Origin of the sequence: Marinobacter sp. UBA2688, from assembly GCF_002352785.1 — a bacterium.
GTDB classification, from domain to species: Bacteria; Pseudomonadota; Gammaproteobacteria; order Pseudomonadales; family Oleiphilaceae; genus Marinobacter; species Marinobacter salarius.
In genome coordinates this window covers 151,649-172,810 of sequence record NZ_DELU01000007.1, presented here as the reverse complement: position 1 = coordinate 172,810, position 21,162 = coordinate 151,649, and the positions used below count along the sequence as shown (strand labels likewise).

Genomic DNA, 21,162 nt, shown 5'->3' with positions numbered 1-21,162 from the left:
CACCGGTATGACGGCATCAACCGCTAAAGGCACCAAGCCCCTGGCCATATGCCTGATGGGCCCGACTGCCTCGGGCAAGACCGACCTGGCCATCGAGCTCTGTCGCCAGCTGCCCTGCGATATCATCAGTGTTGATTCGGCGATGATCTACCGGGGTATGGATATTGGAACCGCCAAGCCCTCGCACGAGGAGCTCTCCCAGGCGCCACACCGGTTAATTGATATCTGCGACCCGGCGGAAGCATACTCGGCAGCGGACTTCCGTCGCGATGCCCTGCGTGAAATGAACGACATTGTGTCAGCGGGGCGGATTCCGTTGTTGGTGGGTGGCACCATGATGTACTTCAAGGCATTGCTGCATGGTATGTCCAACCTGCCGTCTGCTGATCCAGTCGTCCGGGAGGCCCTTGAGCAGGAGGCGAAGGAGCGAGGCTGGGGTGCCCTTCACCAGGAGCTGGAGCGACAGGACCCTGTGGCGGCGGGTCTCATTCATCAGAATAACCGGCAGCGACTTATTCGGGCACTTGAGGTGATTCGTCTGACGGGACGGCCGATTTCCTCAATATGGCAGGACAAGGCGAGCAGAGGCCAGGCAGAGAACCGTCAGAACAGCGATGGCATTGAGGATTACACCTATTTCACCCAATGGCAGGCAGACGAATCGCCGTCTCTCCCGTATACTGTAGTGCAGCTTGCGATGGCTCCCGCCGAGAGGCGGGTGCTCCATGAAAGAATAGCCCTGCGTTTCAACGCCATGCTGAATGCGGGTTTTCTTGATGAGGTCAGGGCGCTGAAGGCCAGGGGTGATCTGAATGCTGGCCTGCCCTCCATGCGTTGTGTCGGATATCGTCAGGGCTGGGCACATCTGGCCGGTGATTATGATTACGACACCATGGTGGACAAGGGCGTTGCTGCTACCCGGCAGCTTGCCAAGCGACAGCTGACCTGGTTGCGAAAGTGGTCCGATGTGGACTGGTTGGATAGTGGCGACAAACTTATGTCCGACACTGCCTTGAAAATTATTGAGTTTCGCACCACATTTAACAATTGAAGTTGACGATCTGCCTTTACTTATAAACAGGAGAAAACACATGTCAAAAGGGCACTCTCTACAAGACCCTTACCTTAATGCATTACGCAAGGAACGCATTCCGGTTTCCATCTTTCTGGTCAATGGTATCAAGCTTCAGGGCCAGATCGAGTCTTTTGACCAGTTCGTGATTTTGCTGAAAAACACTGTCAGCCAGATGGTCTATAAGCATGCCATTTCCACTGTGGTGCCCGCGCGGAACGTTCGTATTCCGCCACAGGCTCCGGGCGGAGAAGAATCTGAAGACTGATTTATCCGGGCACACCGGTGTTGTTACCCGCGCTCCCGAAGGGCCCGAAAAGGCTCCCAGGGCCGCGGGTGTTTGTTTTGGTGACAGGTGCAGTCTGACTGATTTGGAGTTGTTACTACTTGTTTGAGCGTCCCGACGTTGGTGAACGGGCGATTCTCGTTCATATCGAGTTTTCCTCACACGAAGAAGCTGAGGATCTGGGCGAGTTCCGTGAACTGGTCTGGTCTGCCGGTGTCGAACCCGTAGGTGTTGTCACCGGCTCGCGCAAGCAGCCCAGCCCGAGACTGTTTGTCGGCGAGGGGAAGCTGGAAGAAATTCGTGATGCCGTGACCGCCAACGAAGCGGATGTGGTGCTTTTCAATCACGCACTCAGCCCCAGCCAGGAACGAAACATTGAGCGTGAGCTGAGCTGTCGTGTGCTCGATCGCACGGGCGTCATCCTGGATATTTTCGCTCAGCGTGCTCGCACCCATGAAGGTAAGCTTCAGGTGGAACTGGCTCAACTTGAGCATATGTCGACCCGCCTTATTCGGGGTTGGACGCACCTTGAGCGCCAGAAGGGTGGTATCGGGTTGCGTGGCCCGGGTGAAACCCAGTTGGAGACGGATCGGCGGTTGCTGCGGGAGCGTATCAAGTCCATTCATCGCCGCCTTGAAAAGGTCCGTAAACAGCGTAACCAGGGTCGCCGGGCCCGGATGCGTGCGGATATTCCAACCGTCTCACTGGTGGGCTACACCAACGCGGGCAAGTCCACGCTGTTTAACCGCATAACAACGTCAACCGTTTACGCGGCGGATCAGCTGTTTGCGACCCTGGACCCGACGCTGAGGCGCCTGGAACTTCCTGACATTGGCCCGGTCGTAATGGCCGACACTGTCGGCTTTATCCGTCATCTTCCCCACAAGCTGGTTGAAGCCTTCCGTGCCACCCTGGAAGAAACCACCGAAGCCTCAATTCTGCTCCACATAATCGACTGCCACGATCACCGGCGTGACGAGAACATGGAGCAGGTGGAAGAAGTGCTGGCAGAAATAGGTGCTGACGAGATTCCGGTGTTGCAGGTTTTCAACAAGATCGACCTGCTGGATAACTTCCAGCCGCGGGTTGAGCGCAACGAAGATGGCGTTCCCGTGCGTGTCTGGGTTTCTGCGGTCACCGGGGAAGGTCTTGAAGGCCTGTTTGATACCATCGTCGAACGATTGGCGGAGGACGTGATCCATCAATTCGTACTGCTGGGCCCGACGGACGGCAAGTTGCGGGCGCTTTTGCATGAAGCGGGCTCTGTCGTGACGGAAAGTCACCGCGATAGCGGGGATTCGGTACTGGAAGTACGCCTTCAGCATCGTGACTGGTTACAGCTTTTGAGCCGCGCTGGCGTGCGCGAAAATGATGTAAGGCTTGAAGAACAACGTACATAGGCCGGCTGTGCTATTGCCGGGGCGCTTATAAATCCCTAGTATTTGCAGCCATTCGATTAGTTTGGAACGGAGAACACTATGGCCTGGAATGAACCGGGTGGAAACCGCAACGACAATGACCCCTGGGGTACTGGTGGTGGTCGTGGCGGAAATGACCAGGGCCCACCGGACCTGGACGAGGCGCTAAAAAAGGGTCTCGACAAGCTCAATCGCTTGCTGGGTGGCAAGGGCAACAAGTCCGGAGGCAGTGGCGGCAGTTCGTCCTCGGGTGGCGCCGGCGGTTTTGGTGCCATCCTGGCGTTGGCGGCCATCATTTTTGCCGGATACGTGGTCTTTCAATCGTTCTACACCGTGAACGAGCAGGAGCGTGCGGTTGTGCTTCGCTTTGGCGAGTTCAGTCGTACTGAAACGCCGGGTCTGCGCTTCAAGGTTCCGTTGATCGATAGCGTTTATCTGGTCCGGGTGACGAACGTCCGGAATGCGGAATCTACAGGCCAGATGCTGACACAGGACGAGAACCTCGTCTCTGTCGACCTTCAGGTCCAGTATCGTGTTGGTGATGCTCAGGCTTATGTGCTGAACGTCCGTGATTCCAACCAGGCATTGGCGTTTGCTACTGACAGCGCCTTGCGCCATGAAGTTGGTAGCTCAACACTTGATGACGTGTTGACGGAAGGTCGTGCCGAGTTGGCCGTTCGCGTGGAGCAGCGCCTACAGAGCTTCCTGGAAGAATACGGCACTGGCTTGACCATTGTCCGTGTAAACGTCGAGAGCACTCAGCCACCCGATGCGGTGCAGGATGCCTTCCGTGAAGTGCAGCGCGCCCGTGAGGACGAGCAGCAGGTCAAGGAAGAAGCTGAAACCTACCGCAATAAAGTGGTCCCCGAGGCTCGTGGCCGGGCACAGCGCTTGACCGAGGAAGCGGCGGCCTACAAGGAAGAAGTGATTGAGCGTGCCCGTGGTGAAACCTCACGTTTCCTGGCGGTTCTTGGTGTGTATCAGACTGCGCCGGAAGTCACTCGCGAGCGTATGTACATCCAGGCGCTTGAAGGGGTTCTGTCGAATACCAGCAAAGTGCTGGTGGACACCCAGAGCAGCGACAATATGATGTACCTGCCTCTGGATAGGCTGACTAACCGTTCCGGTGCCAGCACCGGCAGCCAGAGCGGTTCCGGAAGCTCCGGCAGTGACATCGACATCAAGACCCTGTCAGATCAGGTGATTCAGGAGCTGCGTGGCAGGCAGGATAGTGGCGTTCGGAGGAGCAGATAATGATGGGACCCAAAAGTATTGTGGGCCTTGCAGGCGCCCTGATTGTCGTACTGGTTACGCTCTCCAGTGTTTACATTATCCCGGAAACCCATCGTGGCGTGCTGCTGCGGTTCGGTGAGTTGATCGAAACGGATATTTCAGCCGGGCTTCACTTCAAGGTGCCGGTCATTGATCAGGTCCGGGAATTCGACATCCGATTGCTGACAACGGATCTTCCATCGCGTCAGTATTTGACCATCGAGAAGAAGCCGCTGGACGTCGATTCCTACATCGCCTGGAAAATCCGCAACGTGGATCAGTTCTACCGGGCCACTGGTGGTGACGAATACCGCGCCTCCGAGCTGCTGTTGTCTCGCGTGGATAACGGCCTTCGGGATGAGTTCGGTGTTCGGACCATGGTCGAGGTCGTTTCCGGCCAGCGTGACGAGCTGATGCACACCCTGCGTGACCGGGTGAACGAAACGTCGCTCAAGGAATTTGGCATTGAAGTGGTGGATATCCGCGTCAAAGCCATTGAATTCCCGGGGCAGGTGAGCCAGAACGTCTATCGTCGAATGGCGACCGAGCGCGAGAAACTGGCGCAGGAATTCCGCTCCCGCGGTCGCGAGTTGGCGGAGGGTATTCGCGCGGATGCTGATCGCCAGCGCACCGTTATCCTGGCGGAAGCCTTTGCCAAGGCTGAGGAAATGCGTGGTGAAGGTGATGCTCAGGCCGCCCAGATCTATGCCGATGCCTATGGGTCTAACAGCGAGTTCTATAGCTTCTACCGCAGTCTGGAAGCCTATCAGAACACCTTTGCCAATGAAGACGACATCATGGTCATCGACACTGATAGCGACTTCCTGAAGTTCCTGAAGGACCCTCAGGGAAACCGCTAACCACGACGATGGTAGTGACAAAACCGGAATACCTCGGTATTCCGGTTTTTTTGTGTCTGCCAACAGTGTAAAATTCTGCCGGTTTTGGTTCGGGTTTTTATCTTTCCCCGAGCATCGCCCTAAATCCTGTGCACTCTCGCGGCAAGAAGCTTCCGCCCCGGGACAGAACGGACAACCGAATCTCATGACAGTATCTGATCGCTGGCTACTGCCTGATGGCGTGGAAGACATCCTTCCGCCATTGGCTGGACAGATTGAATCCCTGCGCCGGGATGTAATGGATACCTGCCAGCGTTGGGGTTACCAGCTGGTTATCCCGCCGTTGATCGAATACCTCGAATCACTTTTTACGGGCACCGGGCACGACCTGGAGCTTCAGACCTTCAAGCTGACTGATCAGCTGACCGGCCGGATGATGGGGCTGCGTGCGGACATGACGCCGCAGGCAGCACGCATTGATGCCCATACCCTTGGCCAGGAAGGTATTACGCGGCTGTGTTATGCCGGCCATGTGCTCCACACCCGACCGCGCCATATGCTGACAGGGCGCACGCCCATCCAGGCGGGTTGCGAGCTGTTTGGTAGCGCCTCCGAATCGGCGGATCTGGAAGTGATCAGCCTGATGCTTGAAACCCTGCGTGTATCGGGTTTGCCCAGAATCCATCTGGATCTTGCCCATGTCGCGATCTACGAGACATTGGTTGGAGAGGCCGGGTTTGATCGCGATACCGGCGCGGCCATCTTTGATGCCATGGCCCGTAAGTCTGTGCCGGAACTGGATGAATTGCTGGGCGGGTGCCCACCGGGTTCTGCTGGCGGCATGCTCAGAGAGCTGGCCAGAGTCAGCGGTGGGAAGGATGCCCTGCGTGAGGCAAAGCGCATTCTTGAAGGGGCGCCGGAACCGCTTCGTCAGGCGCTGGATCAACTGGATCGAGTGGCGGATATGCTGTCCGCGAGCTATCCAGAGGTAAGCTTCGGGTTCGACTTTTGTGAGCTTCGAGGATACAACTACCATACCGGGCTGGTGTTTGCGGCCTATGTGCCGGGGCATGGTGACGCGGTTGCCAAGGGCGGTCGCTACGATGCCATTGGCAGTGATTTCGGCCGTGCACGTCCGGCGACGGGCTTTAGTCTTGATATCCGTGCGCTGGTCTCACTTGGTCAGCGAACCGGCCGCGCTGGCAAGGCCATATGGGCGCCAGCCACCGAAGATCCTGCGCTGGATGGCGTGATTTCCGGCCTGCGGATGACGGAGACGGTTATCCGCGCCCTGCCGGAAGACGAGGGCGTTGATCCTGGCACGCGCAATTGCGATCGTGCCCTGGTGAAGCGAGACGGCCAGTGGGTCGTGGAGCAGTTGGACTGATGACCTTCGGGGTCGGGCCACTCATTTACAGGTAAACCTGCGGGCACCCCATCAATTGGCGGGGCCGCACTGAGAGAGAGTCATGGGTAAAAACGTTGTAGTGCTGGGCACCCAGTGGGGTGATGAAGGAAAAGGCAAGATTGTTGACCTGCTGACCGATAAGGTTGCGGCGGTGGTGCGCTTTCAGGGCGGCCACAATGCCGGCCATACCCTGGTTATTGAAGGTAAGAAAACCGCCCTTCATCTGATTCCGTCTGGCATTCTTCGCCAGAATGTCCAGTGCCTGATTGGCAACGGCGTCGTGCTCTCTCCGGAAGCGTTGCTGAAGGAAGTCCGCGAACTCGAAGGCAATGGGGTTGCTGTGCGGGAGCGTTTGAAGATCAGTCTGGCGTGCCCGGTCATCCTCAAGACCCATGTTCGTATCGATCAGGCGCGCGAGCGAGCGCGAGGTGTCGACAAAATTGGCACCACCGGTCGCGGTATCGGGCCGGCCTACGAAGACAAGGTTTCACGCCGTGGGATTCGCGTTGGAGATCTGTGTGACCCGAAGAGCTTTGAAGAGAAGCTCCGGGAAATCATGTCGTACCATAACTTCGTGTTGACCGAGTACTTCAAGGAAGAGCCCGAAGACATTGATCAGGCGTTTTCCGAACTGATGACCATGGGCGAGGAAATTCTGCCCATGTCTGCCGACGTCACGGATATCCTCCATGACCTTCGCAAGCGCGGCGAACACATCCTCTTTGAAGGTGCGCAGGGCTCGCTGCTGGACATTGATCTGGGTACCTACCCGTACGTCACCTCCTCAAATACCACGGCTGGCGGCACGGCTACCGGGTCTGGTTTTGGGCCGTTGTTCCTGGATTACGTGCTGGGGATCACCAAGGCCTACACCACTCGTGTCGGTTCCGGTCCGTTCCCGACCGAGCTGTTTGACGATATGGGCCATCACCTGGCGGTCAAGGGCAACGAGATTGGCACCACCACCGGGCGTTCACGCCGTTGTGGCTGGTTTGATGCGGTTGCACTGCGCCACGCCATCCAGATCAACAGCGTATCGGGCATCTGCCTGACCAAGCTGGACGTGCTCGATGGCATGGATACGGTGAAGGTGTGCATTGGCTACAAAACGCCTAACGGGGAGATTACCCGCCCGCCGATCGGTTGCGATACCTACAAGGACATTGAGCCGGTGTATGCGGATCTTCCGGGTTGGCAGGAGAGCACGGTCGGGCTGACAGGCCTGGACCAGTTACCGGAGAACGCCAGGGCCTATATCCGTTTCCTGGAAGAGCAGATCGAAGCACCGATCGATATCATTTCCACCGGTCCTGACCGGGTAGAGACGGTCATTCTGCGCCACCCCTTCGGCGAGTAACCTTCCTGGGTTGTCGCGGACACCTTCAGGGCTTGTCCGCGATAACCGTCGCCCTTTTCGGACCCGGATAACCTTCCACGGTCTTCGTTGGGTCGTCCGGGTCGAGAAAGTCCTGCAGCGACTGGAATTGCATCCAGTCAGTGCTGCGTTGCTCCTCGATCGTGGTTTCTGTCACATCCACCACGCGGGCGTTGCAAAAACCGGTTCGGTCCAGCCAGCGCAACAGAGTGTCGCAGCTGGGCAGGAACCAGACGTTGCGCATCTGGCCGTAGCGGTCCTCCGGCATCAGGCTGTAACCTTCCGGCCCATCCGCTATCAGCGTTTCCAGCACCAGTTCGCCACCCGGGCGGAGTGTGTCTTTCAGTTCCAGTAAGTGATCAAGTGGTGAGCGACGGTGGTAGAGCACACCCATTGAGAAAGTGGTGTCGAATGCTTCCAGCTTTGGCGGCAGATCCTCTACGCGCACCGGGAGCAGATCAATGCGCTGCTCCTGGCCTGCATACTGTTTGGCGCTGAGAAACTGGAACAGGAATAACAGTCCTGGGTCGATGCCAATCACCCGGCCGGCTCCTTCGCCCAGCATGCGCCAACAGTGATAGCCAGAGCCGCAACCGACATCCAGTATCTGCCGACCACTCAGGTCTGACAGGTAGGGAGCGACGCGGTCCCATTTCCAGTCAGAACGCCATTCGGTATCGATATAGGTGCCAAAGAATTCGAACGGGCCCTTACGCCAGGGCATCAGTCCTCGCAGCCCTTCTTCGAGCTTTGCACGGTCTTCTGTGCTGAGGGGCTGGTCGGAGTTCAGGGTAATGGCCGACTGGTTCAGGTTCGCCGTGGCATCACCAATGTGGGGCAGGGTGTCCAGAGCCCGGTTCCATCGGGCAATATCCCCATGAGGGTTGTCGTCAAAGCGCTTTTGTAGCTGTTGCTGCAGTTGCTTTCGCCAGCGCTCAAGGCCACGGCTATCAAGATCGTCAAGCAGCGGGGCAAAGCACCCCTGCCAGTTGAAGGTCGTCATGGAGGCTCCGTTCAGTGCGATTTAATGGCGAGCATGGAGACAAAGTTGAAACACTGGTACCACACCATAACCTGACTAAATCCTGCGTTTATCAGTCTCTCACGGTGTTCGGCCAGGGTTTCCGGTATCAGTACCTGTTCCAGGGCGGAACGCTTCTGACTGATCTCCAGGTCGGAATAGCCGTTGGCCCGTTTGAACTCGTGATGGAGTTGGGTCTGTGTCGATTGCTCGGAATCGGATTCAAAGCGAATTTTCTCGGAGAGGATCAGTACTCCGCCGGGCAGTGTGGCGTCGGCGATGCGAGCCATCAGTTCTGCGCGTCTGTCTGGCGCCACGAACTGCAGTGTGAAGTTCAGGGTGGTCACCGACGCGTTCTCAATCGGGGTGTCGAGGATGTCCTCGCACCGCAGCGAAACCGGCAATGGGTGGTCGTCCAGAGCAATATAATGCTCGCAACGCTCAATCATGGCAGCCGAGTTGTCCACGCCTGTAAGGGTGCAGTCGCGGTCCCCAATGCCATGGCGCATGGCCAGAGTGGAGGCGCCGAGAGAGCAGCCGAGATCGTAGCAGTGACTGCCCGGGCGGGCATACTGTTCGGTGATCACTTCAATCATCGGAATAATCGTGGTGTAACCCGGTACTGAGCGCCGGATCATGTCCGGAAATACCCGAGCCACCGATGTGTCAAACCGGAATTCTCCGGTTTCCCGTTCAGTGGCGAACAGACGGTCCAGCGCCTGGCCCGGTTTTTTGTTCCTGTCAGCCATTGTCTGCTGGCTCCTGGCCCTCATTGACAGGCCTGTCGTGTGCGGGTGTCGGGCCTCGGCTGCAGCGTACGCCCCGGTTCTTGTAATCAACGAGGATGCCCCGGAACTCCGGGTCCACATCGGCGGCGATGGCCAGATACCCCTGTTCGCAGACAGCGTGGAGTTCCGATGACTTGGGCGACATGCGGAACTCTTCGCCAGGTTTGATGTGAACGGCCTCAAATTCCCCCACCGGCACATGATCCTTATTCTCGGCATGATCAATCCGCCCGCTGGCCTCCAAAACCACGATGGTAACGATGATGGTGGCAATGGCAGTGACAATCAGGCTGCGGACGGTAAATCGGGCCTCACTTTGGCTCATCGGTTGGTCTCCGGTCTGTCGGTAATAGTGGCCTCAATATTGGCCGGGTACATGAATGGAAGGGGCCTGTAGCGCCGCCAGTTGTTCCCGAAGTGACAGGATCTGGTCGGACCAGAAACGCGGCTGGGCAAACCAGGGGAAGAAACGCGGGAAGGCCGGGTCGTCCCAGCGCTTGGCCAGCCAGGTGCAGTGGGAAATCTGCCGGAAGCAGCGCATGGGTTCAATCAGATGACGCTCACGACGATTGAAATCGCGGAACATCTCGTAGCCTTCCAGTAGTTCACCAAATTGCTGGCCACGTTCAACGTCATCACCGTTCAGTAACAGCCACAAATCCTGAATCGCAGGCCCGGTACGGCAATCGTCCAGGTCGACAAACAGCATCTGTTCCTCGCGGCAGAGGATGTTGCCGGCGTGGCAGTCACCATGAATTCTCAGGGAGTGCACCTCGCCAGCGTCATCGATCCGACGGGCGCAGTGGTCGACAAGATCGGGAATCAGCGAGTCCCACGCTGGCCGAAGGTCATCTGGAATCCAGCGGTTTTCCGTAAGGAACCGATTGTTATCCTCAATGCCCGAAAGAATCGACATAACCGGGCGATGGTTGAAGGGCTCAGTGTCACCGATATTGTGGAGCTGGCCCAGCCACTGGCCGAGGCGGTACAGGGTATCTGTCACGCTGGTGTCGGGCGCCTGCCCGCCCCGCTGCTGAAATACGGCAAACAGAAAGTCCCCGCAACGGCCCAGTGTATCGCCGGAGGGCATAGCCATGGGCGCCACGACCGGAATATCGGCGTTGAGCAACTGGACGGTAAACTGATGTTCTTCCCGGATCTGGGCTTCGCTCCAGCGCCCCGGACGGTAAAACTTGGCGATTACCGGTGGCTGGTCTTCAATACCAATCTGGTAAACACGGTTCTCGTAGCTGTTGAGGGCAAACAGGCGTCCACTGACCACAAATCCGGCGTCTTCCAGGGCATCAAGAATGGTATCGGGGGTAAGGGCGTCGTAAGGATGGCTGGAGGTTTCGGTCATAAATAAGGTTTAGTATCTCGAATTCTGTTGGGACTTCATGCTGGCGAGGTGATACCAGTTTTCGTCCAGTTCCCATCGCACCCGATCAATGCCAGACGCGCTGAGGACGATGTTGCCTGCCTGGGCCTGGACCTGGGCCAGTTCACGCTCGGCCCGTTGCCAGTCACGATCATTGTCTCCCAGGTTACGCATGCTCGGAAAAATGGTGGTGAGTGCTTCGTGCGTCGAGGTTTCATGGGAGCGCAGTGAGCTCATGATGGCGGTCCCTCCTTCAACCCGGAGAACGCGATGCTGATAAGGATAGTTGGCCACCATTTCATCGGCCTTCAGTGCCTGGTTCAGGCTGATGACTTCAAAGCCTCGCCAGCCAAGCCAGCCAACAAATATGGCCGCCACCAGCATTACAATAATAAACTGCTTCCTGTCAGACATCGGTTCCCTGCTCCGTGCACTCAATTCACGGCCAAGTATAACGTTTCGGGGGCGACACCGTAATGCGATTCGGGCTTTTTAGCCAACGAGCGTGTTGGTGATGCTGACAAACGATCGAAACACAACGCGGGTGACGTTAAAGCAGATGACAGGGCGAGACATAGTACAGGCAGATACCGTGGTCGTCGGTGCCGGCATTGTCGGCCTCGCAGTGGCCAGGACGCTGGCCAAGCAGGGCAGGGAGGTGCTGGTGCTGGAATCCGGCGCTCACTTTGGCGAAGGGGTGTCGTCCCGCAATAGTGAGGTTATCCATGCTGGGATCTACTATCCCGAGGACTCCCTCAAGGCCCGGTTGTGTGTTCGTGGTCGTCGGATGTTGTATGAGTACTGTCAGACCCGTGGCATCGACCACCGCAAAACCGGCAAGTGGATTGTGGCCAATGGCGCGTCGCAGGTGGAGAGGCTCGACACTATCGCCAGTCAGGCCCTTCGCAACGGTGTTCTGCTCCAGAGGGTAACCCGCAGGGCCTTGCGGGTTTCTCTGCCGGACGTGACCGCCCAGGAGGCGTTGTACTCACCGGAAACGGGCATTGTAGACAGTCATGGAGTGATGCTGTCGTTGCTGGGAGAGCTGGAGGACTACGGTGGCCATTTGGTCCGCCAGGCGCCTGTAGAGCGTGCGGCGACCTGTGACGGAGAGCATCGGTTGCAGGTTGGAGGGCCAGCGCCCTGTGAGCTCAGGGCGCAACGGGTGGTGAACGCAGCCGGCCTCGGAGCAGTACCATTGGCCACGAGCTGGCAGGGAGTACCAGCGGATATCGCGCCCCGCCAGTGGCTGGCCCGTGGTGTCTACTTCAGCTATTCCGGTCGCCACCCCTTCCATTCATTGGTATACCCTATCCCTGAACCAGGCGGCCTCGGCGTTCACCTGACGCTTGATCTAGCGGGCCAGGCTCGATTCGGGCCCGATGTTGAATGGATAGAGCGGGTGGACTTCTCGGTTGACCCCGGTCGGGCAAGGTCGTTTGCTGAAAGTATTCGCCGTTGGTGGCCAGCATTGGACGAGTCCCGCCTGCAGCCCGCCTATGCCGGCATTCGTCCCAAGCTTGCTGGCCCGGATGGTGGGTTTGCGGATTTCCGGATCGCCGGAGAACGTCGGCACGGCGTTGCCGGGCTGGTGCACCTGTTCGGCATTGAGTCGCCGGGATTAACGGCTGCTTTGGCCATTGCGGATGAAGTGGCAGGGCAGCTCGCCGACTAATGCGTTTGCATACCTTTATCCGGGGGTTCTTGCCAGCGCCCAGATCTGAACCTCCCTGGCGCCGGCCTCAAGCAGCACTTCAGTCAGGCTTCGTGCAGTGGCGCCGGTGGTGACCACGTCATCAACGATGGCAATACTGGCCGGCGGTATACGGGTAACCTGGTAGATTCCCCGCAGGTTGGCCAGGCGCTCTTCGCGGTTCAGTCCTCGTTGTGGCCGGGTGCGCCGGTTCCTGACGACAAGGTCAGCGCTCCAGGGAATGCCCGATTGACGGCTGATGTGCTCTGCAATATCCGCCGCTTGATTGAATCCTCGTTTTCGTCGACGGGCCGGATGCATCGGGCTGGCCAGAAGCAGGTCCGGCGTGCGTTCAGGATGGGTCTCCAGCATCAATGTCAGATGAGTGCTCAGATCCTGGATCAGGGGGCGGGCATAGGCGCGTTGGCCATTGTATTTGTAGCGCTGGACCATACCGTCAACCGGGAATCGATAGCGCCAGGGCGCGACGATTCGGCTGAAGGGCGGTGGGTCTTTCAGGCACTGACCGCAGATGAGTTCATCGCCAGCGTAGGCGATAGGCAGTGCGCAGCAGCGGCAGTGCGAGTGGTTGGCGGGCAAGTCCTGCCGGCAGGGAGTGCAGAGCCCGAAATGGGCATGCGGTTCCAGGCAGGCCACGCATTGCCCGCCGCGCAGCTGAAATAAGCCCTTGATGCTGATTTGAGCGCGCGGAATCCGTTTCGCGCTGTTAACCTTTGGTGTCATCAAGGTTGACAGCGATTTCAGTCCCTTTATCATCTGTTCAATCCGTAAACCAGAATCCCGGTAAAGTTAACAGGACTGAATCATGACTGCCACCGCACACGCCGATGCACCCTCTATAGCGCCTTCTGCCGCGCCTTCTACCTCACCGCGCCACGATTGGACCATGCAGGAAGCCCGTGCGTTGTTCGAACTGCCATTCAATGACCTGGTGTTCCGGGCTCAGAGCGTCCATCGTGAGCATTTCGACCCGAATGAAGTGCAGATCAGCACGCTCCTGTCCATCAAGACCGGTGCCTGCCCGGAGGACTGTAAATACTGTCCCCAGAGCGGTCATTACAACACCGGCCTGGAAAAGGAAAAACTGCTGGAAATTGAAAAAGTGGTTGCTGAAGCCAAGGCCGCCAAGGCAAAGGGTGCGTCCCGTTTCTGTATGGGGGCGGCCTGGCGTAGCCCGTCGAAGAAAAACATGGAATATGTCGTGGATATGGTGCGCCAGGTTAAATCCCTGGGCCTGGAAACCTGCATGACCCTCGGCATGTTGGAGCAGGAACAGGCCGACGAGCTGGCCGAAGCCGGGCTGGATTACTACAACCACAATCTGGATACGTCCGAAAAGTACTACAGCCATATCATTACCACCCGCACCTATCAGGACCGGCTGGACACCCTCGAGAATGTCCGTAATGCAGGCATGAAAGTATGCTGCGGCGGCATCGTGGGCATGGGCGAAGACCCTGACGATCGTGCTGGCCTTCTGGTTCAGTTGGCGAATCTGCCCCACCATCCGGAGAGCGTGCCGGTGAACATGCTGGTGAAGGTGGCAGGAACGCCGATGGAAAATGTGGAAGATCTGGACCCGTTCGACTTTATCCGCACCATCGCTGTTGCTCGGATCATGATGCCTGCCTCGCACGTGCGATTGTCTGCGGGCCGTGAAAATATGAATGAGCAGATGCAGTCCCTGTGCTTCCTGGCTGGTGCGAACTCGATTTTCTATGGCGAGAAGCTGCTGACGACCGCCAACCCCGAGGCGGATGCGGACCGCGAGTTGTTCAAGCGTCTGGGCATTCGGCCTGAAGAGCGCGAGCAGTCCTGCACCGAACAGGAAGCGGAAGAAGCTATCGTTGAAGCGGTCGAATACGAACAGACCCGTCACATGTTCTACGATGCCACCCGTGAGTCTGCATAGGCAGACAGCATGTCTGTGAGGGCTGGCCATGCGTGACTTTGCAGCAGAGCTGGAAGAGCGAAAACAGGCGGGGCTTTACCGCACCCGCCGCCAGATCAGCGGCCCCCAGCAGCCCGCGTTGGTTTCCGATGGCGTTCCGCTACTGTCGTTCTGCAGCAACGATTACCTGGGGCTGGCGAATCACCCCGGGATTATCAAGGCTGCCACTGAGGCCATGCCAAACACCGGTTTTGGCGGCGCCGCTTCGCATCTGATTTGCGGTCACCACGATGCCCACCACCAACTGGAACTGCGGCTAGCGGAATTTACCCGCCGCAGTGCTGCGCTGTTTTTTTCGACCGGCTACATGGCCAATATGGGTGTTATCTCTGCGCTGGCTGGCCGTGGCGATACCATCTTCTCTGATCGCCTGAACCATGCCTCCATCATCGATGGTTGTGTTCTCAGCCGCGCCAGGGTGCGTCGTTATCGCCACGGTGATATGAGTGCCCTGGCTGACATGCTTGCCGCTACCGGTGGCCACAAGTTGGTGGTGACAGACGGCGTATTCAGCATGGATGGGGATATCGCGCCATTGAGGGAGTTGGCGGCACTGTGCCGGGCGCACGAGGCCCTTCTGGTGGTGGATGACGCCCATGGTTTGGGCGTCCTGGGGCCTCAGGGGCGGGGCAGCCTGATGGAGCAGGGATTGTCCGAGGAGGACGTGCCCATATTGATCGGCACCCTGGGCAAGGCTGTGGGCACCAGTGGCGCCTTTGTGGCTGGCCCCCAGCTGTTGATGGATTACCTGGTACAGAAGGCCCGCACCTATATCTACACCACCGCCATGCCTCCGGCCATCGCTCTGGCCACCTGTGCCAGCTTTGACCTGATCGAACGGGAAGATAGCCGTCGCAGTCACCTGCAGATGCTGATCTCAGAGTTTCGCCAGGAGGCATCGGCACTGGGCTATGAGTTGATGCCATCGCGCACACCAATTCAGCCAATCTTGGTGGGCGACAACTGGGCAGCCCTGGCATTGAGTCAGGCCCTGGAGGAGAGGGGGCTAATGGTTACGGCGATCAGGCCGCCGACTGTGCCGGAAGGCCAGGCTCGTTTGCGGGTCACCTTCAGCGCTGCGCACTCTTCGGAAGACCTGGCAATGTTGCTGTCCGCATTGGCGGACTGCCGTTCACTACTGAACAGGCCCTCTGCAGAGGTGGTATGAACGCTGTGGAATCACGAATCCCGCTGGTGGTTGTGGGTGGTTGGGGTGTCGATGCCGCCATGTTGCTTCCGTTGTTTGATCGTTGGCCAGGGGAGATTCATCTGATATCGCTGAACGACGCCCTGATGTCCCGATGCGACTCGATCACGGGGGTGGCGGATTATCTGCTGGAGCGTTATCCGTGCCCGTCAGTTTGGGCGGGTTGGTCCCAGGGGGCGCAGGTGGTAATGGCGGCTGCCTCACGCAGTTGTCCCCAGGTCCGCAAGGCAATCACTCTGGCGGGGTTTCCCCGCTTTGTGGCTGGGGAGCAGTGGTCCACAGGGATGGAAGTGGATACTTTTGAGACATTCCGGGAACAGGTGTCGCAAAACGCCGGCCTTGCCTGGCGGCGCTTTCAGCGACTTTTGATTCACGGCAGCCATGATGAGTCGCAAGCCCGGCAGGAACTGCGCCCCTGGCTTGCGCGAGGGCCTTCTGTCAGCGACGTGAACCTGGTTCGGGGCCTGGACTGGTTGGGCAGCGAAGATCAGCGGTCTCTGTGGGGTGCTTTACCAGTGCCGACGCTGCATCTTCAGGCGAGCAACGATGTGGTCGTTGAATGTTGGGAGCACTCGTTTCATCCGTCTCCAGCCGCCAAGGTCGTTAGGGTAACCGGTATGACCCATTGGCCTCGAGGGCAGGCGCTTTCGCGTTGCCATGACGAAATCCTTCAGTTTGTTTTCGGCAAGGAGGTTGAATGGACCCTGTAACAACCAATATCCACGACTGGGTGCCTCCGAAATCCACAATTGCCCGCGATTTCGGCTCAGCTTCCCATACCTACAATCCCGCTGCCCGGCTGCAGCGCTATATGGGCCAGGTCTTGCTGGACCAGTTGAAGGAAGGGCTGCATCAGGCCCAAAGCGCAGATGGACTCCAGATACTCGATCTGGGTAGCGGCACTGGGTGGTTTACAGGGCAGTTGGCGTCGATTCCGGGGAGCCAGGTGACCGGCGTTGATATTGCTGCGGGAATGCTTCGTTACGCCCGATCTGCCAACCCGAGCGGCATTCGGTGGATCGAGGCGGATGCCGAGGCGTTGCCGTTGCCGGATAACAGTGTGGACGTGGTCTTCAGCAATTTGATGATTCAGTGGTGCCGTGACCCGGCCGGTGTGCTTGCTGAATGCCGCCGGGTTCTGCGCCCAGGCGGTCGGCTACTGGTGTCGACATTGCTGGAGGGTACCCTCGACGAACTTCGGGAAGCATGGCACCGGGCAGACCCCGGGCACCAGCATGTGAATGGTTTTGAATCGGAAGCGCGTTTTCGGGAGCAGGCATTTGAAACGCTCCCGGATCCGCAACTTGCGATCGAGACCATTTCACTGGATTATCCCTCGCCGCTGGCTCTGCTGGCGGAGCTCAAGGCTATCGGCGCCGGGTACAAAGGCGCCTCGCGGCGGCAAAGCGCGACCGCGCCTGGCCGTTTGCGGGCCATGTGCCGTTATTATCCGCGAGACGGGGAAGGCCGGATACAGGCCACTTACACATCGGCATGGCTGGGTTGCCGTCTGCCGGACTGACATGGGGATTCATTGATCTATGGCCAGAAAGAGTTACTTTGTGACGGGTACCGACACCGGCGTGGGGAAAACGCTGGTGTCTGCTGCGATTCTTGAGGCGGCCGCTACCCTGGGGAAGAAAACGCTTGCGATGAAACCGGTGGCGTCTGGTTGCGAAGAAACACCGGAGGGGCTGCGCAATGAAGATGCGCTGATACTGATGGAGTCCATGTCGGAACCGTTGCCTTACGATCAGGTGAACCCGGTAGCCTTACAGCCCGCCATCGCGCCCCATGTGGCAGCTGCCCAGGCGGGTCGGCACCTCACGGCGGAACGGCTGGTCGGATTTTGCCGCGGGTTGCAGATGCGTCCCGCGGATTTACTGTTGGTGGAGGGTGCCGGCGGCTGGCGGGTACCACTCAATGATCGTGAAACCTACGCCGCCATGCCTGTCGCTCTGGGTATGCCTGTCATTATGGTGGTACCCCTGAAACTGGGCTGTATCAACCATGCACTGTTAACCGCTGAAGCTATCCGCCGTGATGGATTGCCTGTCGCAGGTTGGGTGGCCAATCGGCCGGACCCCGCGGCCATGAACTGTGAGCAGGAAACCCTCGATTATCTGATTCAGAACCTGCCCGCGCCATGCCTGGGGGTGTTGCCATGGCAGAATCGTGCCGACCCGAAGGAGCTGGCCAAAGCACTGGATGTTGCCGTTTTGTTTGAAAATTGACCAAATTTGTGGCTTACTGGTGTCAATATATGGTCATTGGGCTGCGCGGTTATGATCAGCAATACATTAGGCATTGGTATTCAGGGTATCCAGGACGGCATGCAAGGCATGGAAAATGCCGCCCGCAGGATTGCCCGTGGTGGTGTTGATGGCCCCCAGGGCACGGCAGAAGGTGTCGGTGGCCTCGTGGAACCGATCATTGATCTAAAACTGTACGAGCGCAGCGTTGAAGCTTCGGCCCAGGTAGTGAAAACCGCCGACGAAACCCTGGGAACGCTTCTGGATATTACTGCCTGAACCCTCTCAGGGCGTCCGAGCCCTGTTCAGGTCCTTTGGATTCGACGGCCAGTCTGCTGACATGATGATTTCGGGCTCCCTTCCGTCAATGGCTCCTGCCTTTCCTGCGCCTTCCGTTGGCTCGGGAGACGCAGCTGCGGGTGCCCCTCTCCGGCCATCTTCGGATGAATCACCTTCATCTCGAACATCTCCTGAAACCTCCGGGTCCGGCCGGGTAGCTGACGATAATGCTGCGGAGGATCGTACCCGCTCGCAGGGTTCCAGCGTAGAGGATGCTCAGGGCCTGGATGAGGCAGAGCTGAAACAGCTTACGGAACTGAAAGCCAGGGACCGTGAGGTTCGTGCCCATGAGGCAGCCCATCAGGCGGTTGGCGGCCAGTACGCCGGTTCTATTTCCTACGTCTATGAACGGGGCCCCGACGGTGCCCAGTACGCTGTTGGTGGCGAGGTCTCGATTAGCACCTCGCCCGTGCGGGGAGATCCCCAGGCGACAATCGATAAAATGCGTGTGGTCAGGGCTGCAGCGTTGGCGCCGGCAGAGCCTTCCCCACAAGACCGGGCAGTGGCGGCAGAGGCCATGCAGTTGATGCTGCAGGCACAAGCTGAACTCTCCTCAGAGTTGGGTCGCACTGACGAGTCCGGGCAATCTGAAGTGTCCGAGGACCAGGCGGGTGACGAAAGCAGTGCAAAGCAGTCGCAGGAAGCGACGAATGCCTATCAGGTCATCTCCGGCGTCGGGAGCAATGATGTAAGCGCCAATCCCTCTTCATCCTTCCGGGCAACAGCCTGATAACAAGCTGCTTTTTAGTCTAAAACCTTCCCGTGTGCTTAAGCCATCGGTACACATTCGCGACAAAACACAACACAAATTTTGATTACGCCTATTGACAATTCTGTGCCTCTAAACGTATGTTTCAAACAAGTGTTTTATTGGCGTTCAGCTTCTCTTGCTGAGCGTATGAGTAAATCCCGAGGCTGAGTGTTGTGACCGTGTCGCAGCTGAGACCGAAAACCTGAGGTGGATTCCATGCCTGACTACAAAGCGCCCCTGCGTGACATTAAATTCGTAATGAACGAGCTGCTGGACAGCGAGCAGCACTACGCCAATCTGGAAGGCGCCGAAGATGCAACTCCGGATATGGTCGATGCCATCATCGGGGAAGGTGCCAAGTTCTGTGAGCAGGTTCTGTCTCCGCTGAACCAGGTGGGCGATAAAGAAGGCTGCACCTGGAGCGAAGACGGCGTGAAAACGCCAACCGGCTTCAAAGAGGCCTATCAGCAGTACGTGGAAGGCGGCTGGCCGTCCATGACCGCTGATCCCAACTATGGTGGCCAGGGCCTGCCACACTCTCTTGGCCTGGTAATGAGCGAGATGGTGGGTACCGCTAACTGGTCCTGGGGCATGTATCCCGGCCTCAGCCACGGTGCGACCAACACCATTGAAGCCCACGGCACTGAAGAGCAGAAGCAGACTTACCTCACCAAGCTGATCAGCGGCGAGTGGACCGGCACCATGTGTCTGACCGAGCCTCATTGCGGTTCCGACCTGGGCACGCTGCGTTCTAAGGCTGAGCCCAATGCAGACGGCACCTACAGCATCACCGGCACCAAGATCTTCATTTCCGCTGGTGAGCATGACATGGCCGAAAACATCGTCCACATTGTGCTGGCCCGGCTGCCAGGCGCTCCTGAAGGTACCAAGGGCATTTCCCTGTTTATCGTGCCCAAGCTTCTGCCGAATGACGACGGCTCTTCCGGTGAGCGCAATGCCGTTTCCTGTGGTTCCATCGAGCACAAGATGGGTATTCACGGCAACGCCACTTGTGTGATGAATTTCGACGGCGCCAAAGGCTGGCTGATCGGGCCTGAGAACAGGGGCCTGAACTGCATGTTCACCTTTATGAACACGGCGCGTATTGGTACCGCGATCCAGGGTCTGGGTGCTGCTGAGCTTGGCTTCCAGGGCTCCCTGGCCTACGCCAAAGACCGTCTGGCCATGCGCTCGCTGAGTGGTCCAAAGAACCCCGAGGGTATCGCTGACCCGATTATCGTTCACCCGGATGTTCGTCGCATGCTGCTGAGCCAGAAAGCGGTTGCAGAAGGCGCCCGTGCTCTGATTTACCTGACCGCACAGCAGGCTGATATCGTTCACAGCGGTAAGACCGAGGAAGATCGCAAAGCGGCTGATGAAGCCCTGGGCTTCCTCACCCCGATCGCCAAGGCGTTCCTGACCGAGATCGGTTACGAAGCAGCCAACCTGGGTATGCAGGTATTCGGTGGTCACGGGTTTATCTCCGAGTGGGGTATGGAGCAGAACGTTCGTGATTCCCGTATCGGCATGATCTATGAAGGCACCACCGGTATTCAGGCGCTGGATCTTCTCGGTCGCAAAGTACTGATGACCCAAGGTGAATCCCTGAAAGGTTTCACCAAGCAGGTTCACGTGTTCTGTAAGGAAAACGCCGACAACGAGCAGTTGAGAGAATTCGTTGAGCCGTTGGCCGCCATGAACAAGGAGTGGGGCGAACTGACCACCAAGGTTGGCATGTCCGCCATGAAGAACCGCGAAGAAGTGGGCGCGGCCTCCGTGGACTACCTGATGTACTCCGGTTACGCTGTTTTCGCCTATCTTTGGGCCCGTATGGCCAAGGTCGCGCTGGACAAGATGGTGGAAGGTACCACCGAGGAAATGTTCTATAACGCCAAGGTCCAGACAGCGCGCTTCTACTTCAAGCGCATGCTGCCGCGGGCCAAAGGGCATGCGGAAAGCATGCTGGCGGGCTCAGACAGCCTGATGGACATGCCGGAAGAAGCCTTTGCCCTCTAAGGCGGGTTTCACGGAACTCTAAAAGCCCGCTCTCCCAGGAGGCGGGCTTTTTTGATGACATGGCCGCCGGCGCTC

The 21,162-nt window shown here is 58.2% G+C and carries 22 protein-coding genes; 16 read left to right on the top strand and 6 right to left on the bottom strand.

Annotated elements, in window-relative coordinates:
- Nucleotides 1–7: 7 nt before the first annotated feature.
- The 7 genes from miaA to B3M52_RS02145 all read left to right on the top strand — a co-directional run bounded on the left by miaA (nucleotide 8) and on the right by B3M52_RS02145 (nucleotide 7,652).
- Complete coding sequence (gene miaA, locus B3M52_RS02175; protein WP_075196531.1) at nucleotides 8–1,051, top strand: tRNA (adenosine(37)-N6)-dimethylallyltransferase MiaA; 1,044 nt, start codon at nucleotides 8–10, stop codon at nucleotides 1,049–1,051.
- Between the two features lie 40 nt (nucleotides 1,052–1,091).
- A complete protein-coding gene (hfq, locus tag B3M52_RS02170) occupies nucleotides 1,092–1,340 on the top strand; it encodes an RNA chaperone Hfq (RefSeq protein WP_007154829.1) in 249 nt (82 codons plus the stop codon).
- 119 nt (nucleotides 1,341–1,459) lie between these two features.
- Nucleotides 1,460–2,758 carry a ribosome rescue GTPase HflX gene (gene hflX / locus B3M52_RS02165; RefSeq protein ID WP_036209734.1) on the top strand — a complete coding sequence of 433 codons (1,299 nt, stop codon included), beginning with the start codon at nucleotides 1,460–1,462 and terminating at the stop codon, nucleotides 2,756–2,758.
- Between the two features lie 78 nt (nucleotides 2,759–2,836).
- A complete protein-coding gene (hflK, locus tag B3M52_RS02160; RefSeq protein WP_041332407.1) occupies nucleotides 2,837–4,030 on the top strand; it encodes an FtsH protease activity modulator HflK in 1,194 nt (397 codons plus the stop codon).
- Between the two features lie 2 nt (nucleotides 4,031–4,032).
- Nucleotides 4,033–4,908, top strand: a complete 876-nt coding sequence (gene hflC / locus B3M52_RS02155; RefSeq protein ID WP_041336347.1) for a protease modulator HflC — start codon at nucleotides 4,033–4,035, stop codon at nucleotides 4,906–4,908.
- 184 nt (nucleotides 4,909–5,092) lie between these two features.
- Nucleotides 5,093–6,274: an ATP phosphoribosyltransferase regulatory subunit gene (locus B3M52_RS02150; RefSeq protein ID WP_036209740.1), complete on the top strand. Its 1,182-nt coding sequence runs from the start codon at nucleotides 5,093–5,095 to the stop codon at nucleotides 6,272–6,274.
- An 82-nt stretch (nucleotides 6,275–6,356) separates the two neighbouring features.
- Nucleotides 6,357–7,652: an adenylosuccinate synthase gene (locus B3M52_RS02145; RefSeq protein WP_036209743.1), complete on the top strand. Its 1,296-nt coding sequence runs from the start codon at nucleotides 6,357–6,359 to the stop codon at nucleotides 7,650–7,652.
- A 25-nt stretch (nucleotides 7,653–7,677) separates the two neighbouring features.
- On the opposite strand, the gene cmoB is transcribed toward B3M52_RS02145, so the two are convergent.
- Genes cmoB through B3M52_RS02120 form a run of 5 tightly spaced genes read right to left on the bottom strand, consistent with a single transcriptional unit; the run spans nucleotide 7,678 to nucleotide 11,271 of the window.
- Nucleotides 7,678–8,673 carry a tRNA 5-methoxyuridine(34)/uridine 5-oxyacetic acid(34) synthase CmoB gene (gene cmoB, locus B3M52_RS02140; RefSeq protein WP_075196530.1) on the bottom strand — a complete coding sequence of 332 codons (996 nt, stop codon included), beginning with the start codon at nucleotides 8,671–8,673 and terminating at the stop codon, nucleotides 7,678–7,680.
- 11 nt (nucleotides 8,674–8,684) lie between these two features.
- Nucleotides 8,685–9,440 carry a carboxy-S-adenosyl-L-methionine synthase CmoA gene (gene cmoA / locus B3M52_RS02135; protein ID WP_036209747.1) on the bottom strand — a complete coding sequence of 252 codons (756 nt, stop codon included), beginning with the start codon at nucleotides 9,438–9,440 and terminating at the stop codon, nucleotides 8,685–8,687.
- Nucleotides 9,433–9,804 (bottom strand): kinase, encoded by a 372-nt coding sequence (locus tag B3M52_RS02130; protein WP_075196529.1) that lies wholly within the window; start codon nucleotides 9,802–9,804, stop codon nucleotides 9,433–9,435. Before B3M52_RS02130 ends, cmoA begins: the two co-directional genes overlap by 8 nt.
- A 33-nt stretch (nucleotides 9,805–9,837) precedes the next feature.
- Nucleotides 9,838–10,839 carry a serine/threonine protein kinase gene (locus tag B3M52_RS02125; RefSeq protein WP_075196528.1) on the bottom strand — a complete coding sequence of 334 codons (1,002 nt, stop codon included), beginning with the start codon at nucleotides 10,837–10,839 and terminating at the stop codon, nucleotides 9,838–9,840.
- Nucleotides 10,840–10,848: 9 nt separating this feature from the next.
- Nucleotides 10,849–11,271, bottom strand: a complete 423-nt coding sequence (locus tag B3M52_RS02120; RefSeq protein ID WP_007154819.1) for a hypothetical protein — start codon at nucleotides 11,269–11,271, stop codon at nucleotides 10,849–10,851.
- A gap of 145 nt (nucleotides 11,272–11,416) precedes the next feature.
- On the opposite strand from B3M52_RS02120, the gene B3M52_RS02115 reads away from it, so the two are divergent.
- The gene (locus tag B3M52_RS02115) at nucleotides 11,417–12,532 is read left to right on the top strand and encodes an NAD(P)/FAD-dependent oxidoreductase (protein ID WP_075196571.1); all 1,116 of its coding nucleotides are present in this window, start codon (nucleotides 11,417–11,419) and stop codon (nucleotides 12,530–12,532) included.
- A gap of 15 nt (nucleotides 12,533–12,547) precedes the next feature.
- Here the strand turns inward: B3M52_RS02115 and B3M52_RS02110 are convergent, their stop codons facing one another.
- Complete coding sequence (locus tag B3M52_RS02110) at nucleotides 12,548–13,327, bottom strand: ComF family protein (RefSeq protein ID WP_075196527.1); 780 nt, start codon at nucleotides 13,325–13,327, stop codon at nucleotides 12,548–12,550.
- 49 nt (nucleotides 13,328–13,376) lie between these two features.
- Here B3M52_RS02110 and bioB point away from each other — a divergent pair, with 49 nt between their 5' ends.
- The 8 genes from bioB (at nucleotide 13,377) to B3M52_RS02070 (ending at nucleotide 21,087) form a co-directional block, all read left to right on the top strand.
- Nucleotides 13,377–14,483, top strand: coding sequence for a biotin synthase BioB (gene bioB, locus B3M52_RS02105; protein ID WP_143071122.1), 1,107 nt, complete (start codon nucleotides 13,377–13,379; stop codon nucleotides 14,481–14,483).
- Nucleotides 14,484–14,511: 28 nt separating this feature from the next.
- Entirely contained in the window at nucleotides 14,512–15,690 is a 1,179-nt protein-coding gene (gene bioF / locus B3M52_RS02100) for an 8-amino-7-oxononanoate synthase (protein ID WP_075196526.1), read from the top strand.
- Nucleotides 15,687–16,439, top strand: coding sequence for an alpha/beta fold hydrolase (locus B3M52_RS02095; protein ID WP_051947032.1), 753 nt, complete (start codon nucleotides 15,687–15,689; stop codon nucleotides 16,437–16,439). The genes bioF and B3M52_RS02095 overlap by 4 nt, the downstream gene beginning before the upstream one ends.
- Nucleotides 16,427–17,251 (top strand): malonyl-ACP O-methyltransferase BioC, encoded by an 825-nt coding sequence (bioC, locus tag B3M52_RS02090; RefSeq protein ID WP_075196525.1) that lies wholly within the window; start codon nucleotides 16,427–16,429, stop codon nucleotides 17,249–17,251. Before B3M52_RS02095 ends, bioC begins: the two co-directional genes overlap by 13 nt.
- A gap of 19 nt (nucleotides 17,252–17,270) precedes the next feature.
- Nucleotides 17,271–17,963: a dethiobiotin synthase gene (gene bioD, locus B3M52_RS02085; RefSeq protein ID WP_075196524.1), complete on the top strand. Its 693-nt coding sequence runs from the start codon at nucleotides 17,271–17,273 to the stop codon at nucleotides 17,961–17,963.
- 51 nt (nucleotides 17,964–18,014) lie between these two features.
- Entirely contained in the window at nucleotides 18,015–18,260 is a 246-nt protein-coding gene (locus tag B3M52_RS02080) for a hypothetical protein (protein WP_007154811.1), read from the top strand.
- An 88-nt stretch (nucleotides 18,261–18,348) separates the two neighbouring features.
- The gene (locus B3M52_RS02075; protein ID WP_226909942.1) at nucleotides 18,349–19,050 is read left to right on the top strand and encodes a putative metalloprotease CJM1_0395 family protein; all 702 of its coding nucleotides are present in this window, start codon (nucleotides 18,349–18,351) and stop codon (nucleotides 19,048–19,050) included.
- Nucleotides 19,051–19,287: 237 nt separating this feature from the next.
- The gene (locus B3M52_RS02070; RefSeq protein ID WP_075196523.1) at nucleotides 19,288–21,087 is read left to right on the top strand and encodes an acyl-CoA dehydrogenase C-terminal domain-containing protein; all 1,800 of its coding nucleotides are present in this window, start codon (nucleotides 19,288–19,290) and stop codon (nucleotides 21,085–21,087) included.
- Nucleotides 21,088–21,162: the final 75 nt, after the last annotated feature.

Bases quoted from the DNA above. Each gene is read 5' to 3' on its own strand.
- hflC (WP_041336347.1), top strand. From the start codon at position 4,033: ATGGGACCCAAAAGTATTGTGGGCCTTGCAGGCGCCCTGATTGTCGTA.
- B3M52_RS02150 (WP_036209740.1), top strand. From the start codon at position 5,093: ATGACAGTATCTGATCGCTGGCTACTGCCTGATGGCGTGGAAGACATC.
- B3M52_RS02070 (WP_075196523.1), top strand. From the start codon at position 19,288: ATGCCTGACTACAAAGCGCCCCTGCGTGACATTAAATTCGTAATGAAC.
- cmoA (WP_036209747.1), bottom strand. From the start codon at position 9,440: ATGGCTGACAGGAACAAAAAACCGGGCCAGGCGCTGGACCGTCTGTTC.
- B3M52_RS02115 (WP_075196571.1), top strand. From the start codon at position 11,417: ATGACAGGGCGAGACATAGTACAGGCAGATACCGTGGTCGTCGGTGCC.
- B3M52_RS02130 (WP_075196529.1), bottom strand. From the start codon at position 9,804: ATGAGCCAAAGTGAGGCCCGATTTACCGTCCGCAGCCTGATTGTCACT.
- hfq (WP_007154829.1), top strand. From the start codon at position 1,092: ATGTCAAAAGGGCACTCTCTACAAGACCCTTACCTTAATGCATTACGC.
- bioB (WP_143071122.1), top strand. From the start codon at position 13,377: ATGACTGCCACCGCACACGCCGATGCACCCTCTATAGCGCCTTCTGCC.
- bioD (WP_075196524.1), top strand. From the start codon at position 17,271: ATGGCCAGAAAGAGTTACTTTGTGACGGGTACCGACACCGGCGTGGGG.
- B3M52_RS02080 (WP_007154811.1), top strand. From the start codon at position 18,015: ATGATCAGCAATACATTAGGCATTGGTATTCAGGGTATCCAGGACGGC.
- B3M52_RS02125 (WP_075196528.1), bottom strand. From the start codon at position 10,839: ATGACCGAAACCTCCAGCCATCCTTACGACGCCCTTACCCCCGATACC.
- hflK (WP_041332407.1), top strand. From the start codon at position 2,837: ATGGCCTGGAATGAACCGGGTGGAAACCGCAACGACAATGACCCCTGG.
- cmoB (WP_075196530.1), bottom strand. From the start codon at position 8,673: ATGACGACCTTCAACTGGCAGGGGTGCTTTGCCCCGCTGCTTGACGAT.
- bioF (WP_075196526.1), top strand. From the start codon at position 14,512: ATGCGTGACTTTGCAGCAGAGCTGGAAGAGCGAAAACAGGCGGGGCTT.
- B3M52_RS02075 (WP_226909942.1), top strand. From the start codon at position 18,349: ATGGCTCCTGCCTTTCCTGCGCCTTCCGTTGGCTCGGGAGACGCAGCT.
- B3M52_RS02145 (WP_036209743.1), top strand. From the start codon at position 6,357: ATGGGTAAAAACGTTGTAGTGCTGGGCACCCAGTGGGGTGATGAAGGA.
- B3M52_RS02095 (WP_051947032.1), top strand. From the start codon at position 15,687: ATGAACGCTGTGGAATCACGAATCCCGCTGGTGGTTGTGGGTGGTTGG.
- miaA (WP_075196531.1), top strand. From the start codon at position 8: ATGACGGCATCAACCGCTAAAGGCACCAAGCCCCTGGCCATATGCCTG.
- B3M52_RS02120 (WP_007154819.1), bottom strand. From the start codon at position 11,271: ATGTCTGACAGGAAGCAGTTTATTATTGTAATGCTGGTGGCGGCCATA.
- B3M52_RS02110 (WP_075196527.1), bottom strand. From the start codon at position 13,327: ATGATAAAGGGACTGAAATCGCTGTCAACCTTGATGACACCAAAGGTT.
- bioC (WP_075196525.1), top strand. From the start codon at position 16,427: ATGGACCCTGTAACAACCAATATCCACGACTGGGTGCCTCCGAAATCC.